12 protein-coding genes are annotated in these 16006 nt (G+C 50.8%); 5 read left to right on the top strand and 7 right to left on the bottom strand.

What is annotated here, in order from left to right; all coding sequences use genetic code 11:
- Positions 1 to 180: 180 nt before the first annotated feature.
- The 7 genes from lpxB to ACKFKF_RS30460 form a co-directional block, all read right to left on the bottom strand.
- Positions 181 to 1440 carry a lipid-A-disaccharide synthase gene (gene lpxB / locus ACKFKF_RS30490; protein ID WP_446871128.1) on the bottom strand — a complete coding sequence of 420 codons (1260 nt, stop codon included), beginning with the start codon at positions 1438 to 1440 and terminating at the stop codon, positions 181 to 183.
- Positions 1437 to 2252: an acyl-ACP--UDP-N-acetylglucosamine O-acyltransferase gene (gene lpxA / locus ACKFKF_RS30485; RefSeq protein WP_446859200.1), complete on the bottom strand. Its 816-nt coding sequence runs from the start codon at positions 2250 to 2252 to the stop codon at positions 1437 to 1439. Before lpxA ends, lpxB begins: the two co-directional genes overlap by 4 nt.
- A gap of 125 nt (positions 2253 to 2377) precedes the next feature.
- On the bottom strand, positions 2378 to 2890 hold the full coding sequence (fabZ, locus tag ACKFKF_RS30480; RefSeq protein ID WP_446859201.1) for a 3-hydroxyacyl-ACP dehydratase FabZ: 513 nt from the start codon (positions 2888 to 2890) through the stop codon (positions 2378 to 2380).
- 24 nt (positions 2891 to 2914) lie between these two features.
- Positions 2915 to 3778: a UDP-3-O-acyl-N-acetylglucosamine deacetylase gene (gene lpxC / locus ACKFKF_RS30475; RefSeq protein ID WP_446871127.1), complete on the bottom strand. Its 864-nt coding sequence runs from the start codon at positions 3776 to 3778 to the stop codon at positions 2915 to 2917.
- On the bottom strand, positions 3778 to 6255 hold the full coding sequence (locus ACKFKF_RS30470; protein ID WP_446871126.1) for a BamA/TamA family outer membrane protein: 2478 nt from the start codon (positions 6253 to 6255) through the stop codon (positions 3778 to 3780). Before ACKFKF_RS30470 ends, lpxC begins: the two co-directional genes overlap by 1 nt.
- Positions 6256 to 6494: 239 nt before the next feature.
- Complete coding sequence (gene purC / locus ACKFKF_RS30465; RefSeq protein ID WP_446859204.1) at positions 6495 to 7226, bottom strand: phosphoribosylaminoimidazolesuccinocarboxamide synthase; 732 nt, start codon at positions 7224 to 7226, stop codon at positions 6495 to 6497.
- Between the two features lie 297 nt (positions 7227 to 7523).
- Entirely contained in the window at positions 7524 to 8423 is a 900-nt protein-coding gene (locus tag ACKFKF_RS30460) for a phytanoyl-CoA dioxygenase family protein (protein WP_446871125.1), read from the bottom strand.
- Between the two features lie 381 nt (positions 8424 to 8804).
- Here ACKFKF_RS30460 and ACKFKF_RS30455 point away from each other — a divergent pair, with 381 nt between their 5' ends.
- The 5 genes from ACKFKF_RS30455 to ACKFKF_RS30435 all read left to right on the top strand — a co-directional run bounded on the left by ACKFKF_RS30455 (position 8805) and on the right by ACKFKF_RS30435 (position 15903).
- Positions 8805 to 9527, top strand: a complete 723-nt coding sequence (locus ACKFKF_RS30455; protein ID WP_446871124.1) for a substrate-binding periplasmic protein — start codon at positions 8805 to 8807, stop codon at positions 9525 to 9527.
- Positions 9528 to 10081: 554 nt separating this feature from the next.
- A complete protein-coding gene (locus ACKFKF_RS30450; RefSeq protein WP_446871123.1) occupies positions 10082 to 10603 on the top strand; it encodes a hypothetical protein in 522 nt (173 codons plus the stop codon).
- Positions 10604 to 10894: 291 nt separating this feature from the next.
- Positions 10895 to 12574 carry a chaperonin GroEL gene (groL, locus tag ACKFKF_RS30445; protein WP_446859209.1) on the top strand — a complete coding sequence of 560 codons (1680 nt, stop codon included), beginning with the start codon at positions 10895 to 10897 and terminating at the stop codon, positions 12572 to 12574.
- Positions 12575 to 13283: 709 nt separating this feature from the next.
- Positions 13284 to 14630, top strand: a complete 1347-nt coding sequence (locus tag ACKFKF_RS30440; protein WP_446871122.1) for an AAA-like domain-containing protein — start codon at positions 13284 to 13286, stop codon at positions 14628 to 14630.
- 49 nt (positions 14631 to 14679) lie between these two features.
- Complete coding sequence (locus tag ACKFKF_RS30435; protein ID WP_446871121.1) at positions 14680 to 15903, top strand: EAL domain-containing protein; 1224 nt, start codon at positions 14680 to 14682, stop codon at positions 15901 to 15903.
- The last annotated feature ends 103 nt before the right edge of the window (positions 15904 to 16006 follow it).

The following is a 16006-nucleotide window of genomic DNA, read 5'->3' as shown; positions in this document are numbered from 1 at the left end:
GTTAACGTGAATTCGATGAGGTTTTTTTGCTTCGTTCTTCAGCGCTTCTGCCCCCCAACCCCCCAAAATTGGGGGACTTTCAGACAAGATCTTGGGTTCAAAGTCCCTCACTCGTGGGGGATTTAGGGGGCTGCCTGGATTCACAACCGCAGCGAAAGATTTCATCGAATTCACGTCCTGTTAGACCACCAGTTTTAGAATTTCGTCTGCTGCGCGATCGCACACCCCTGCTTGACCGATCGCGGTCTGCATTTCTTGATAGGCAGTAAGCATCTTCTGGCGGTTTTCTGGCTTGAGTAAGTCGATCGAGGTTTGGACAATATTCTCAACCGTGGCGTGATGTTGCAAAAATTCGGGAACGACGGGTTTCATCTCAACGAGATTGGGCGGTGACATAAAGGGAATCGAAACTTTGAGAACGTATTGAGCAATCCAAGCAGTGATCGGATTGACGCGATAAATCACCACCTGCGGCACGTTGAGCAACGCCATTTCGAGGTTGACGGTTCCTGATTTGGTAATGGCCAGATCGGCGGCGGCGATCGCCTGCAAGGTCGTCTGTCCTTTGTTACTTTCTAGCAGCGTGGCGCGAAGTCCGTATGTTTGGATGGCCTGAACGATCGCGGCTCGATATTTCTCTAGCGCTAACGGAATCCAGAAATGCACGTCCGATCGCTGGTTTTGAATCTGTCTCGCCGCCTCAAACATCACAGGCATCAAATATTTCAACTCTTGTTGACGAGACGCAGGTAAGAGAACGATCGCCGTTTGATCGGCAGGAATGCCCAACGCCGATCGCGCACTGTCTCGACTGGGAGCCGCTTGCACCCGATCCACCAGAGGATGACCCACGAGCGAAACCCGTCCGCCTTTGCGCCGATAATAGTCCGCCTCTGCGGGAAAAATTGCGAGGATTTTTTGAGTGGCTTCGATGATGCGATCGGTATTGAACGAATTGAGCGACCACACCCATTCCTGCGGCGCAATAAAAAAGACGACGGGCACCTCTGGCATATTCTTATGCAGGTAGCTGCAAAACGCCACGTTTGGCCCCATGTAGTCAATCAAGACGACCAGATCCGGGGGATTTTGCTGAAGATATTGCTTGGCCTGACGTTGAACCCGCAGCGTCGGCAACACATAAGGCACCGATTCAAGAATGCCAACCGACCCGATCGTACTCGTATGCCCCAACAGCGTCGCTCCCGCCTCAGCCATACGATCGCCCCCCAGCGCCAAAATTTCTAACGCCAGGTCGATCGCCTCAGCCCGCTTCTGCAACGCCTCGATCAACAAGGCCCCCTGCAAATCACCAGAAACTTCCCCGGTGCTAATAAAAATTCGCAGCTTCGACCGATGAGTTTTGACACTTAAGTTTTGAATCGGCTCCGACGCTCCCCTGCTCCCCGACTTTCCCATCTCCAACCTTTCATCCCTCATCCCTCATCCCTCATCCCTGCTTTTCTCCCCGGTGTCAGCCCTCTTCTTCCGGGCATCAGCGAGAGGCGAATAAACTGGCGCAAATGTTGAACATGGGGGCTGTCAGACAGCAGATCCAACTGCTCCAGAGCGGCATCTAGCGTCAGTCCAGACCGATAAATAATTCTAAATGCTTTTTTGATCAGTTGCAGTTGACCAGGCTCAAAGCCCGATCGCTCCAGCCCAATTTGATTAAGCGATCGCACTCGTGAAGGGTTGCCCTCGACCGTCATAAAAGGGGGAACGTCACGATCGATGCGACTCATGCCCCCAACCATTGAGTGTCGGCCAATGTGGACAAACTGATGCACCCCCAACACCCCGCTAATTCTGGCTTTTGACTCGATGTGAACGTGCCCCGCCAGGGCGACCGCGTTTGAGATGATCACCTGATCTTCAATTAAGCAGTTGTGCCCCACATGGGTATACGCCATCAACAAATTACCGTTGCCAATCTGCGTCATTTCACCCGCACGAGTCGCCCGATGAATGGTTGCAAATTCTCGAATGTGGTTGTCATTGCCAATCTTGACCAGACTTAGCGACCCATCATATTTAAGATCTTGAGGCTCAGAGCCAATCACCGCCCCCGGAAATAGATGATTTCGCTCTCCAATCTCTGTCCATCCGTCCAACACAACATGGTGACTGATAATACTCCCCGCTCCCACCTTCACCTTTTCTCCGATGACAGCGTAGGCTCCAATTTGCACAGTGGGATGGATCTCAGCACCAGGATGTATAACCGCCGTCGGATGAATCAGAGTCGCCATATAAAAGGGATGAGGGAGAACTGTGTTCCGCTTCGCGAGGAGGGAGGAGGGATGAGCAGTGAGTTGACAAAGTTGTGTGTGAGCTTATCGCTCAAAACTTAAAACTCAAAACTCAAAACTCATTATTAAACTAATGCAAACATCAAATCGCCTTCGCACGCCAACTGACCATCGACCTCAGCCCGACCGCGCATCTTACCAAATCGACGACCTTTGACCGACAACAGTTCCACCGTCATCACTAACTGATCCCCCGGCACGACGGGCCGCCGAAAGCGCACGCCATCAATGCCTGCAAACATAAATAGCCCCTCCTGAGTGTCAGCCATTTGAGTCAAGACAACGCCTCCCACCTGGGCCATTGCTTCGACAATCAACACCCCTGGCATGATCGGTCTGCCCGGAAAGTGTCCTTGAAAGTGCGGCTCATTAAAGGTGACATTTTTGAGACCGATCGCCCGCTTACCCGGCACATAATCGATGATGCGATCGACCAGCGCAAAGGGATAGCGATGCGGCAATAGGCTGTGAATTTCTTCTAACGTGAATGTTTTTTTAGTCGGTTCGGGCTGGGTGTGGTCGAGGGTTTCTAGCGGAGGAGCGACACTTTCTAAATTGGAATCGGTCAGCGTTGACATATGAGCTGTGGGATAAAAGGGTGGTTATGGGTCAGTTTTGACTAATTGCTGAACCAGTTGAGCATGAAGACGATGGCTGGCTTTGTAAGCCAAAAAGTGAGCGGTGGGAAAGTGACCCAACAAGCTCAAGTCTCCTATTAAGTCTAAAAGCTTATGGCGCACTGGCTCATTAGAAAATCTCAAGGGGGGATTGATCCAGCCGTCTTCCCCACAGACTAGAGCATTTTCTAAGCTGCCTCCTTTAATTAAGCCATTGGCGCGGAGGTGGTCGATCTGATGCGCGAGTCCAAACGTCCGGGCGGGGGCAATGTCGGTGGCAAACGATTCTTTAGCAGGGTTCCAACTGTGCCACTGGTTGCCGATCGCCGCCAACTCAAAGTCAATCCCATAGGTAAAGCGCAGTTCGGGAGACGGAATCGCCGCCACAAACGCATCTTCCTGACGCACATAAATCGGTTCTAAAAGCGGAACTGTCACCCGTTTGGGTTGGGGAAGGAGTCCCGCTTGCACGATCGCCGCCACCCATTCTTGAGCCGACCCATCGAGCAGGGGCAATTCTGGCCCATCGACCTCAATTCGCGCATTGTTAACGCCCATTCCGGCCAGGGCTGCCAGCAGATGTTCGACCGTCCGGACGCTGACATCGCCATTCACCAGTTCGGTTGAAAGCAGCGTTTGCCGAACTGCTCCAACCTCAGCGGGAATTTTGGGCGCATGGGGCAGATCGACTCGCACAAAATAGCGTCCGGTTTCTGGGTCAGACGGCAAAATTCGCACTTGAGTCACGGTTCCGGTATGCAGACCGATGCCCGATCGAGTCACTTCCGTTGCTAAAGTTGCTGTTGCTGATCCGATCTGTGTCGATGCCCCTGACTGGCTTGCTTCCATTAGAACCGTTCTCCAAACCCAAAGCGGATGTTGTTGCCTCCCTGATCGTTTAGACCAAAGTCGATCCGAATTGCGCCCAAAAATCCGGTCTGCACCCGAACACCCACGCCATACCCAAACCCAAAGCCAGGTTTATCTCTCACACCTGCGGGGTCGCCAGGTACATTTTGGCCTGTCCCCAAGTCGCTGGCAGCATCCACAAACAAAGCGCCTGAGATGATCGAGAAAATGGGGAATCGATATTCTGCGGTGGCTTGAATGTAGCTGCGACCACTACCCACTTCGCCCTCGTCATAGCCGCGAACTGAGTTGGTGCCGCCCAGCGGAAAGGCTTCGTAGGGAGGCAAATCGCCCAAAACCGTGCCGCCCTGAACATTGAAGGCCAACGCTTGAGGACAGCCCTCTGTCGGAGGTTTTTCGCCAATTCTCAGACGCTGATTGTCTCGACAGCCCGGAGTCAGGCGAGTAAACCGTACCGGAACGTAGAAGCTATAGTTGGCGCGCAGTCTATTGAAGAAGATGCTGCCCGATCCCAGGGGGGCTGACTGCTCAGTGCTAAAGCTCAAAACCGAGCCACTGGTTGGAGTCAAAAAGTTGTTGCGACGATCGCGCACAAAGCCCAGTCTTGCTGTCAGCAGATCATCTTTGCCACTGTCACTAAACGTTAACAGATTGCCCAATGCATCTCTGGGGCTGAGTTCGCCGTCTTGATCGCGCACAGAAACCCGTTGGTATTGCAAACCGAGAGAAGCCGTCCATTCCGATCGCTTAAAGGGCGTTTTGGACAGCGGCCGTGTGAAAGTTAGCCCGCCACCCGTTCGGAGAATGCGAGGACGATCGCCATTGGGCAAATCAACTTCTGGGTCGCCCCCATCAAAGACGAGCGAAATCGTTTGGCGGCGAAACAAACTGAAGGTGTAGGAAGTCCGATAGGGATCGTTGGCAATCCACGGATCGGTGAAGCTCAAGTCAAACAGTTGATCCCGCTGACCAATCTGCACTTCTGCGTTAAATTTCTGGTTGTTGCCGCCCACGTTTTGCTGCTGATAGCTGACGCTGCCAAACAAGCCACTTGCGGAACTAAAGCCCCCTGCCAGTCCGACGTTGCCCGTATTTTTTTCGGCCACGTTGACAACGACGACGACTTGACGCGGATCTTGCCCAGGGCTAAGAGACAGTCTGATGTCGTCAAAAATGCCCAACCCAAAGGCGCGTTGTAGATCCTGTTCGGCGATTTTGCGGTTAAAGACATCGCCTGGTTTGAGTTCAAATTCGCGGGTGATGATAAAGTCACGAGTCCGTCCCCGAATCACGTTGCCCTTAGCGTCTTTGTCTTCGCCCTGCTTGTTGATAAATCGCACCTGCAAGTTTTCGACCACGCCCTCGGCAATTTGCAGCGTCACCGTTCCATCGGGATTGACTTTAGGAACGTCTACGACCTGGGCCAAAACAAATCCGTTGTCTTGATACCACTTATTGAGCGCTTGAATGCCCGTCTGAAGCTGGCGCAGATTCAACGTTGTGCCGTACTGGGGGCTAAAAATATCGTTGACCACATTTGCTGGAACTACTTTCGCCCCTTCAAGCTGCACCGATTTTAAAACTGGGTTGGGCTGCACTTCAAAGGTGACTCTTACGCCAACAGGCGTGTCTTCTGGTGTCGCTCTTACATTGGAGAAAAAGCCCGTGGCAAAGACGGCATTGATGTCTTCTTGAAGCTGCGATCGCGTCGTCGTCCGTCCTGGTGTGGTGCGAATGGCTCGATACACCTCATCCTGAAGTTCTGGTGTGATGGTCGCGCCTTCGGCTCCGGTGACTACAACTTCACCGACTAATACTCTGGGTTCGGGTTCCGCAGATTCGGGAGGCGTGGTGGGTGGAGCGCCGGGAGTGCCGGGGGCCGCAGGTTGAGTGGGCGTGCCAAAGGGAGCGATCGGAGGCGTAGTGCCCGGAGTTGCATTTTCTGGCGTAGTGGGCGTAGTACCGGGAGTTGCATTTTCTGGCGTGGTGGGCGTAGTGCCCGGAGTCACGTTCTCTGGCGTAGTGGGCTGAGTACCGGGAGCCGCATTCTCTGGTGTGGAAGGCTGATCTGGAACCGGAGTCGTGGGTGGAGGACTGGTCGAAGGAACCGTTGGAGTCGGAGAGGTGTTGATCTGAATCCGATTGGGGGTTCCTTGATCTTCGCCGACCCCTTGAGCAACTTTCTCAACCCCCTTCTGGAAAGGCTTAATTTTGAGCGGCTCTGGAAGCGCTGTTTCAGGCGCACTGATGGTCTTGACCACGACATCTGAGGTCGATCGAGGGGTAGGTGCGATCGAAGTGCCACTAAAAACATCGACGACGTTTGCATCTACGATTTGAGCGCGACTTGCTTCTGGTTTGCTGACAGCACCAGGAGTTTTAGCTTGCGCCGAATTTGACCAACTGACAGTAGTAACAGCCGCAAAAGCTGCCATCAAAACGGGAGATAAACGCATTTTGTTCTCGTTGTTTGGCACGTCTCACACCAGGTCTTGCACAGGGCAGACTCTATTCACAATATCAAGAAGCGGTTACAAACCTTCAAACCGTGAAATTTTACCGCAACTTGGAGCAGGGATGAAGGAGAACTTTGTTCCGCTTCGCGAGGAGGGATGAGGGATGAAAAAACAAGAGTTTAAATTCAGAGTTAAGCCTGAAATCATTCAAGATCTAAATCTGAATTCAACTGCTCCTTTCATCCTTCATCCCTTCTCAAAACTCGTTCCAACACTTGCCGATAGCCTTCCTCCACGTTGCCCAGGTCGCGACGAAAACGGTCTTTGTCCATGACGCGGCGATCGGGGTCGGTTTCGTTTTGGTTCCACAGGCGGCAGGTGTCAGGGCTGATTTCGTCTGCTAATAAGATTTGCTCGTCAGCATCAACGCCAAACTCTAGCTTAAAGTCCACCAATGTAATGTCACACTGCTGAAAAAAGTCTGAAAGCAGGTCATTGATCCGCGTTGCCATCTTGATTAGTTGATCCACCTGATCATCGGTGGCCAGATCAAGCAGTTTCAGCCGATCGTGAGTTAGTAGAGGATCACCCAGTTGATCATTTTTGTAATAAAACTCCACCAAAGGTTGTTTGAGGATTGTGCCTAGTTCTAGACCTGTTTGTAGACAGAGACTCCCGGCTGCAATGTTCCTGACGACAACTTCTAAGGGGATGATTTTGACCGATTTGACCCGCATTTCATTGGGTTTGGGGCGATCGATAAAATGTGTGGGCACGCCGTTGGATTCCATCAGATTAAAAAGATGGGCAGAAATGGCGCAGTTGATTTCTCCTTTGCCGACGATGCTGCCTTTTTTTTGGGCGTTAAATGCCGTCGCGTCGTCTTTAAAATAAGTCAAAAGAATGGCTGGATCTTCTGTGGTGTAGAGGATCTTGGCTTTGCCTTCGTAGAGTTTTTGTCCAACCGACATGGTGATAAAGCTTCATCAAAAAAGCCTCATCATTGTATCGCTCTGCGATCGCTCACTCAAATCTGATCGGGGTCTTCGCCCAATTCACGCAGGCGATCGGCGAGTCGTTTTGTTTTTTCTTGAAGCTGTTCAGCTTGTTCTTCTGGGGTCAGGTAGCGATCGCCCCAGCCCCCCATTCTAGGGGACTTTTAGATCAGTTTTTTGGTTCAAAGTCCCTCACTCGTGGGGGATTTAGCTTGCTCTCCCGAATTTGCAACCGCAGCAAAAGATTTTGTTGAATTTGGGTTAAACAATCGACTAAACCACTGAATAGGAACGCGACAACAATCCATCTTCGCAATAGTCGGCTAGGAAGGTCGATCGTCCTCCGTTTTTTGTCCATAAGATGGGGAAAAAGCTTTCATCCATTGAGCGATCGCCGACTCGCTTGTAGCGTCCGTAAATGTAGCCCGGCTTGTTGGTGGTGTGAAACTGAGCGCTAGAGGGAATCGTGTGCAGCCCAATGCTGTGAAAGGTGCCTTCTGTGCGCGTCGTTTTGCATAGTCCGTGCCACGTTCGTCCATGATGAAAGGCACAACCTCCGGCGGGCACTTCGACCAAAACGAGTTCGGGTTCGGTTACGCCTGCTTGCTCGGCGGCTTGTAGCATTGCCCAACGATAATCCTTCTTGGGGGCGTGAAATTCGCCTTCGACATTGACCAAATTCCATTGGTGAGAGCCTTTGGCGTAGATCAGCGTCCCGTCGGCAGCGGTGGCATCGTTGAGGGCGATCCAACAGGTCATCATTGCAGGCGGATCGAGATAGTCAATATAGGCTCCGTCCTGATGCATGGCGATTTCTTTGGCTCCAGGCGGCTTCATCCACAGGCTGTCTTGACCGATGCGTGCGCCTTCCCAGCCTGCCAGTGTGGCCGTCAAACGACCGATTTCGGCAGAGAGAACGAGGCTGGCGATCGTCAGGTCACATTTCCAACCGTTACAGATTTCTCGCGTCACATCGGGCAGGCTCAACCCCGGTCGCCAGTGCCATTCATCTGGATAAATCCCCGTCTCAAACTGACCGTGAAACAAAGGCTCCATGCGATCGACCAGGCGATTTGAGAAGTCGATCGGCAAGAAATTTTCGACAATCAAAAACCCATCTTCTTGAAACTGTTGAATCTGAACGTCAGTCAGTTGAATCGGCTGATAAGTCATGATTCACCCTTGCTAAGTTAAACCTGCTAAGTTAAATGATTTGAGGTAAGTATTAACTTGTTATAGTAAGTTTGCTGGCTTGAAAAAGTGTATTTTGAGCTACGAGTTGATCAAGTTTTTAGTATTTAAGAACCGTTAACGACAGCGTGAATTCGATGAAATCTTTCGCTACGGTGATTAATCTGGGCAGCCCCCTAAATCTCCCACGAGTGAGGGACTTTGAACCAAAAAACTGATCTAAAAGTTCCCCAGAATGGGCAGCTTGGGGGGCAGAAGCGTTGAACAACGAAGCAAAAAACTTCATCGAATTCACGTTAACGACAGCGTTTCCTGAGATTTGCGTCTGAATTCAACACTCGATTCGTCAGGATGGAACCTAAGATGTTGCCAACAGTTATGTCTGGTTATCTACACATTGTTACCAGCGATTTTGATGCGCGTCCGATGAGTTATGTCAATGGTGGCGTTCGGGCAGGCTATGAGCCAGAGTTAGCGCGGCTGATCTGCACACGATTGGGCTTAAAACCTGTCTGGCACAATCGAGCAATGAAAGATTTTTATACCAGCCTGCAAGCTGGAAAATATGACGTAGTTTGGTTCAATCAAGCCATCACGTCAGAACGTCAACAATGGGTCAATTTCACCCAGCCTTACGGATTGTTTGACGAAGCGGTTTTGGTGCGATCGAACAGTTCCATTCAGTCTCAATCCGATCTAGCTGGTCTAAAAGTCGGCGGACTGGCAGACAGCACTAATATTGCTTTAGCAGCAACCTTTCCGGGCGTTCAGACGATTCCTTATCCCGGTAGCGACAAAGTGTTACCAGAGATGTTGGAGGCAGTGCGATCGCGCCAAATCGATGCCCTGATCGATGATGAATTAGTGTTAGTCGTGGCCGCCGACGAAGATCCCAATTTGCGGCTTGCGTTCACCATTCCGACACAGGTTCCGTTTGGGATCGGAGTTACGAAAGACAATGCTGAATTACTCACAGCGATTAATGAAAGCTTGAACGCGACGATCGCAGATGGCACAATGGCAAACATATGGGCCGAATGGATTCCCTGGAAACCGTTTCCATTTTCAAATTCAACAAATCGTTAAATTAGGCTAACCGTATTCTCAGATACAAACCTGTTATGACGAGTTGGATTTACTAGACACAACAAGCTTTAAACAACGCCAGCTTGATGAATTTTCACTTCGTTGTTTGGTACTTCTGCCCCCCAACCCCCCAATCTGGGGTAGGGCTGATTCATTCTGATTAAGGGAAAATCAAGGAAACCCAAAACCCTGATTCTTTCATTTGGATGGTTCTTAGCAACTAATGAGGGAATCGGCTGTTCGCTTTTCTCTCCCTAGAATAAATCAACCCTACCCCAATCTGGGGGACTTTAAAGCGAAATCTCTAGTCAAAGTCCCTCACTCGTGGGGGATTTAGGGGGCTGCCTGGATTAACAACCGTAGTGAAATTTATCGAATTCACGTTAAACAACAAACAAAACGTATCTTTGGGGGTTCGACCGTGACTGGAATTCTCACAAGAGCCGCACTAACTGACCTCGAATAGTATGTCGCAGACGACGATCGCGCAGAACGAGTCAAACAGGTCAAAGCTAAGATCAAAGATCTGGGCATTCAATACATTTATTACCGGAATGGAGGGTTCGGGAACCCTTAAAGCCCCTAGCTTTAGATGTGGGGATGGAGAAGGGGTTCCCGAACCCTCCATTCCGGTAAATTCCTACCGTCGGCTGTGGGACACCGGATTGTGGGCACCCGTCTATTCAGATTGGGGCTATCAAAATCGTACCTGTGGTCTGCGGGTGTCGGCTCCCGGTCGGTTTGAATATCGGGCGGTCGATTCGATGGTCAATCCTTATCTCATGGCGGGGGCAATCCTCAAAGCCTTTGACGACGGGATCAAGCGCAACCTCGACCCCGGTGAGCCTGAGCAGCGAAATTTGTACGAAGCAATGGAAGCCGGAAAGCAAGTGAAAAAATTACCCATGTCTCTGGGTGAAGCACTCGATCGTTTAGCGGATGACGACGTGATCAAATCCTCAATGCCAGGAGAAATGTATTCTCTCTACCACTGGTATAAGCGTGATGAATGGGAAAGATTCTTAGCCACAACCAGCAATTGGGACGTAGAAACCTATATGGATTGTTTGCCTTAGAGAATTGGAAAGTTATAGAACGCGATCGCGAGTGGGAATACGAATTCTAAGATCTCGATCGCCGCTCTTGATCAACGATTACCCTGACAATTGAGAAGACTAGTTTGTAGCAATGCCCCCCCTTGCGACTTGAGCCACAGGTTTTTTATAGGAGACGTACGCTTCACCAGAGATAGATTCTCTATGGTTGTTGGGCGACAAATTGCCCTATTCGGTTTTCCGATCCAGATCTCGTTTAGCAGTCGATCGCTTAGAGTGCTAAATTGCTAGGTGGAGAACTGGGAGAAGAATATGGCAAAAATTATTGTCTTTGGTGAAGAATCTAGACAGTCGCTCGAACAAGGGGTCAACGCTCTGGCAGATGCCGTAAGGGTAACCCTCGGCCCCAAAGGGCGCAACGTCCTGCTAGAAAAGAAATTTGGCACGCCTCAGATTGTGAATGACGGCGTAACGATCGCCAAAGAAATCGAACTCGAAGACCCGCTCGAAAATGCAGGCGCTTCTCTGATTCGCGAAGTGGCTTCCAAAACCAAGGATTTGGCTGGAGATGGCACCACGACCGCAACCGTGCTCGCTCAAGCGATGATTCGAGAAGGTCTGAAAAACGTGGCAGCGGGGGCAAATCCGGTGAGTCTGCGCCGCGGTATCGAAAAAGCCATTGCCAAAATTGTGGTTGAAATCGAAGCCGTCGCCAAGCCCGTCGAAAACAACGAGATCGCTCAAGTTGCAACCGTCTCTTCAGGCAACGATGAAGAAGTGGGCGCGATGATTGCCGAAGCAATGGAAAAAGTGGGTCGTGATGGCGTGATCTCAGTCGAGGAATCCAAGTCACTCGCCACCGAGATGGAATTAGTCGAAGGGATGCAGATCGATCGCGGCTATCTCTCTCCCTACTTTGTCACCGACGTTGAGCGGCTGATTGCCGAACTCGAAAACGCTGTCATTCTACTCTGTGATAAAAAGATTAGTTCCATTCAAGATCTGATCCCGGTTTTAGAAAAGGTGGCTCGATCGGGTCAACCGCTCCTGATTATCGCCGAGGATGTCGAAGGAGAAGCGCTGGCAACGCTGGTGGTCAACCGTTTGCGTGGCGTATTGAATGTAACGGCGATCAAAGCGCCTGGGTTTGGCGAAAGACGCAAGTCAATGCTGCAAGACATCGCCGTTCTCACCAATGGTCAACTGATTTCTGAAGATATTGGCCTCAGTTTGGATTCCGTATCGCTCGATATGTTGGGCACTGCTCGCAAAGTAACGATTACGAAAGACAGCACCACGATCGTCACTGACGCAACCAACACGGAAGACGTTAAAAAACGCATTGAGCAACTGCGTAAAGAATTAGCCGCAACTGATTCTGATTACGATACCGAGAAACTGCAAGAACGGATCGCGAAACTCTCTGGAGGCGTTGCCGTGATCAAAGTCGGTGCTGCAACCGAAACAGAACTCAAAAACCGCAAACTACGCATTGAGGATGCCTTGAATGCCACCAAAGCAGCGGTGCAAGAAGGAATTGTTCCCGGTGGTGGTACAACCCTGATTCACCTCGAACAAAAGATCGAAGAACTTAAGGAAACGCTAACAGGTGACGAAAAGATCGGAGCCGATATCGTCAAGCGATCGCTCGAAGCACCGCTCAAACAAATTGCAGACAACGCTGGCGTAGAAGGCTCTGTCGTCGTCGAAAAAGTTCGCGGATTAGACTTTAACGTTGGCTACAACGCTTTGACAAATACCTACGAAGACCTGATTGCTTCTGGTATTATTGACCCCGCTAAGGTGGTGCGGTCTGCTCTACAAGATGCGGCCTCGATCGCCAGCATGGTCTTGACCACTGAAGCGCTCGTCGTCGAGAAGCCTGAGAAAAAACCTGCGGCGGGTGCACCTGACATGGGCGGCATGGGCGGTATGGGCGGCATGGGTGGCATGGGCGGTATGGGCGGTATGGGCGGCATGGGCATGATGTAGTTTTTGCCATTATTTGCCATTACTTGATTGCAGCGGATGGGTCGATCGACTTGTCCGCTTTTTTGTGTCACATTCTGGCAAAGTTTAGAAGTCTGGCAAAGTTCAGAAATCAGCAGTTTGGCTTAAAGTCCCTCACGGGTGGAAAGTTGGAGAGTCGTTCCCGGATTTGCAGGCAAACGGAGGGATTCATTGAATTGATGTTGATAGTATTTTAATCGCTGCCTAATTTATTGTTTTAGCCATTCAATTAGCTACTTAATTAGAAGCCGCTTGGCAACGTTGTCTCATTGTCGGTTGAGATATTTTGTGTATAGATTTTAACGTATCCCTCCGGTTCGTTTAGCGCTTATTATTCGTGACCTTTAAAGGGAAATTTAGAAAGAAAAAACTGGTTCCTTCAGGGTGCCGCAAAAGGGGACGCTCAACCGAGTGCATCAGTTCTAAATCAAGCTTTTGAACGATTAGTCATTTGCGTTTTTGAGAGGAATAAATTGCAGATTTTTTATTGTTGATTCTTATAAGTTCCTTATCTTTTGCCCATACTCTAAGCAGGTGAATTTAGTTCAAAATCTGCTGCAATTCCGTGCGACAAACTGCCTCTAAAGTGCCGTGAAACCGCCCCACTTGTCGCAGAGCAGCTAGAAACTGAGCTAAGTCCTAACGTGCTCTATTCACTTATTTATTCACCACATTTATAAGAGAAACCGTCATGAGTTTAAAGCGCAGAAGAGGACTGATTCTTAGTCACCGAGGTTGGGAGCGACTGCAAGAAGCAGAGCGGCAGACCCTCAAAGAGCGGCAGTATAATCCCTACACGCTTCAAGAACTCAGCGAACTGACAGGTCTGAGCCAAAATACCTTGACCAGAGTAAGAGGGCGTAAAATTGCGGTCGATCGCTACACGCTAGAACAGTACCTTCAAGCCTTTGGGCTGACGCTCGACCCTACAGACTACACCCATTCTCTGTCTGGCCCAGCCAATCATCCCACGATTCCTTTGATGGGGCAGGTTCCTCTCAATTCTGACTTTTATGTTTATCGATCTCCCCTCGAAGAGCAAATTTCTGAAGCGCTCACCTATCCAGGAGCCTTTTTGCAGATCAAAGCGCCTCAGCAGTTTGGCAAAACTTCTCTGGTCGTCAAAGTGTTAGATCAGGCAAGACTTCAAGGATTGACGACAGCCATTTTAAGCTTGCGACTGGTGGATGCAACGGTCTTTTCTTCGCAGCGGTTTTATCAATGGCTCTGTGCGGTGGTCACCGATCGCCTAGGTCTACCCCAGCGCGTCGAAAAAGTCTGGAATCCGCAGATGAGCGCCAGCTATAACTGCACCCACTACTTTGAAAATTACCTTCTCAGCGAAGTGGACAATGCATTGATTTTGGCGATCGACGATCTAGACGTGCTCCACCGTCACCCCGACATGGCGACTCAGTTCTTTTGTCTGCTGCGCGCCTGGTATGAACTGGCCAACTACGGCGATGAGCGCAGTCGCCTTTGGAAAAAGCTCCGAACGATCGTCTGCTCGGCAGAGAGCTACCTCCAACTTCACGATCTGCAAGCCCCCCTCGAAGCCAGTCTGACCTTTCAGCTTCCCCGCTTTACTCAAGAGCAAGTTCAAGATTTAGCCCAGCGCTACGGTCATGAAAGCCCCCCCGACGCAGCACGAGCGTTAATGGCTTTTGTGGGGGGTCATCCTCAACTGGTGCAGTGGTCGCTTCATTCGATCCAGGCGCAAGCGCTTCAGTTGCCTTCTCTGACTCAGGCAGTTGGGTCGAGCTACCCACAAGGAGTCGCCCACGACGGGATTTTTGCCAGCCATCTGCGTCGCCAATTGGCAAGCCTCCAACCTCATACAGATTTGCTCGAAGCGATGCGGCGGGTGGTGCTGTCTGAGACTCCGGTGACGCTGGATGCGATCGTTGCCCTCAAGCTAGAAGACAAAGGTCTGATCACCCTCAAAGGTCAGCAGGCTGTTCCTAGTTGTGCGCTCTACCGCCACTATTTTGCTCAAGTGCTGACAGTCAAAGCGCCCTGTCGATTTGCGATCGCTTAAAATTGCTGCACTCACCCATCTGCCCACTTATTTTTTTGCGAAATTTCCTATGCTCCTCCTGATCGACGACGATGATCTGTTTGCTTCAGACCTGATTGACCGACTAAAGATCAATGGCTTTCAGTCAACCTGGGCTGCTGGAGCCTACGTAGGAATTGCTCAAGCGATCGCCCTGCGTCCCAGTGTGGTGCTGTGTAGTCTGTGGATGCTCGACATGAACGGCTACAACGTGCTGGAGATTTTGCGGCAAAACCCAGACACGGAGGCGATTCCAGTTATCTTTTTAGCCCCTGATTACAGTGTGACCACGCTCAATCAGAGTATGGCGCTGGGAGTCGATGCATACCTGACCAAATCGTGCGCCTTTCAGGATCTGCTCGATACGATTTTGGTGCAGGTCAAGCGATCGCTGTTGCGAATCCAAGCGCCTGTTAGAGAAAAGATTCCTTCGTCGCACCCCGGTGAGATGGTGGCTGAGATGTCTCTGTCAGAAACGGCGATCGCGCCCCTACCGATCAGGCAGCCTGATGAGGTGGAGGCGTTTCAACAGGCCCTGACCAATGCCGAATTTGAGCTTGAATATCAGCCTCAGATCAATGTGGTCACTAATCGCATGGTGGGTCTCGAAGCGCTGGTACGCTGGCAGCATCCTCAACAGGGGCGACTGCTTCCCGCGCAGTTTATCCCGTTTGCTGAGGCGACTAATTTGATGGGGGCGTTAGGGGACTGGGTGTTGATGCAGGCCTGTAGCGATTTTGTGCAGTGGCAAGCGTTGCGTCCTGATTCGCTAAAACTGGCGGTGAATGTGTCGTTTCAGCAGATGGAAAGCGTCAATTTTGAGCAGACGATTACGCGAGTGTTGTTAGAAACGGGTGTAAAGCCAGAGTGTCTGGTGCTAGAGATTACCAACACGACTCCTGTGCAAAATCTTAAGGAGACGATCGCCACGATCCGCAGCCTGCAAAAGATGGGCATCAAAATTGCGCTAGATGATTTTGGCAGCGACTATGCTTCGCTCACGCTGATTCAGCAAATGGCTCCTGATCAGATCAAAATCGATCAAACCTTTGTCCAACAAATCGGTGTTCCTGAAGCGCGTGCCATCGTCAAGAGCCTGATTGACCTGTCCGAAACCCTACAAATCGAACTCGTGGCCGAAGGTGTGGAGACGATCGAGCAGCTAGAAAGCTTGTTTCAAGAAGGCTGCCATGTGATCCAGGGCGATTTGTGGAGTCCGGCTCTACCTGCGATCGACATTCCCGACTGGCTGTAAAGAGGAATGAGGCAGCCTCTCCGATCTTTTTCTCAAATCAGCGCTGCTAAATCAGGGGATGAATTGCCCCAAAGCGGCGGGAACCCCAAGGTTCAAAGTCCCC

Source organism: Phormidesmis sp. 146-12 (assembly GCF_052939495.1).
The sequence above is the reverse complement of the archived record's forward strand: the minus strand, read 5'-3'. Positions and strand labels throughout refer to the sequence as shown.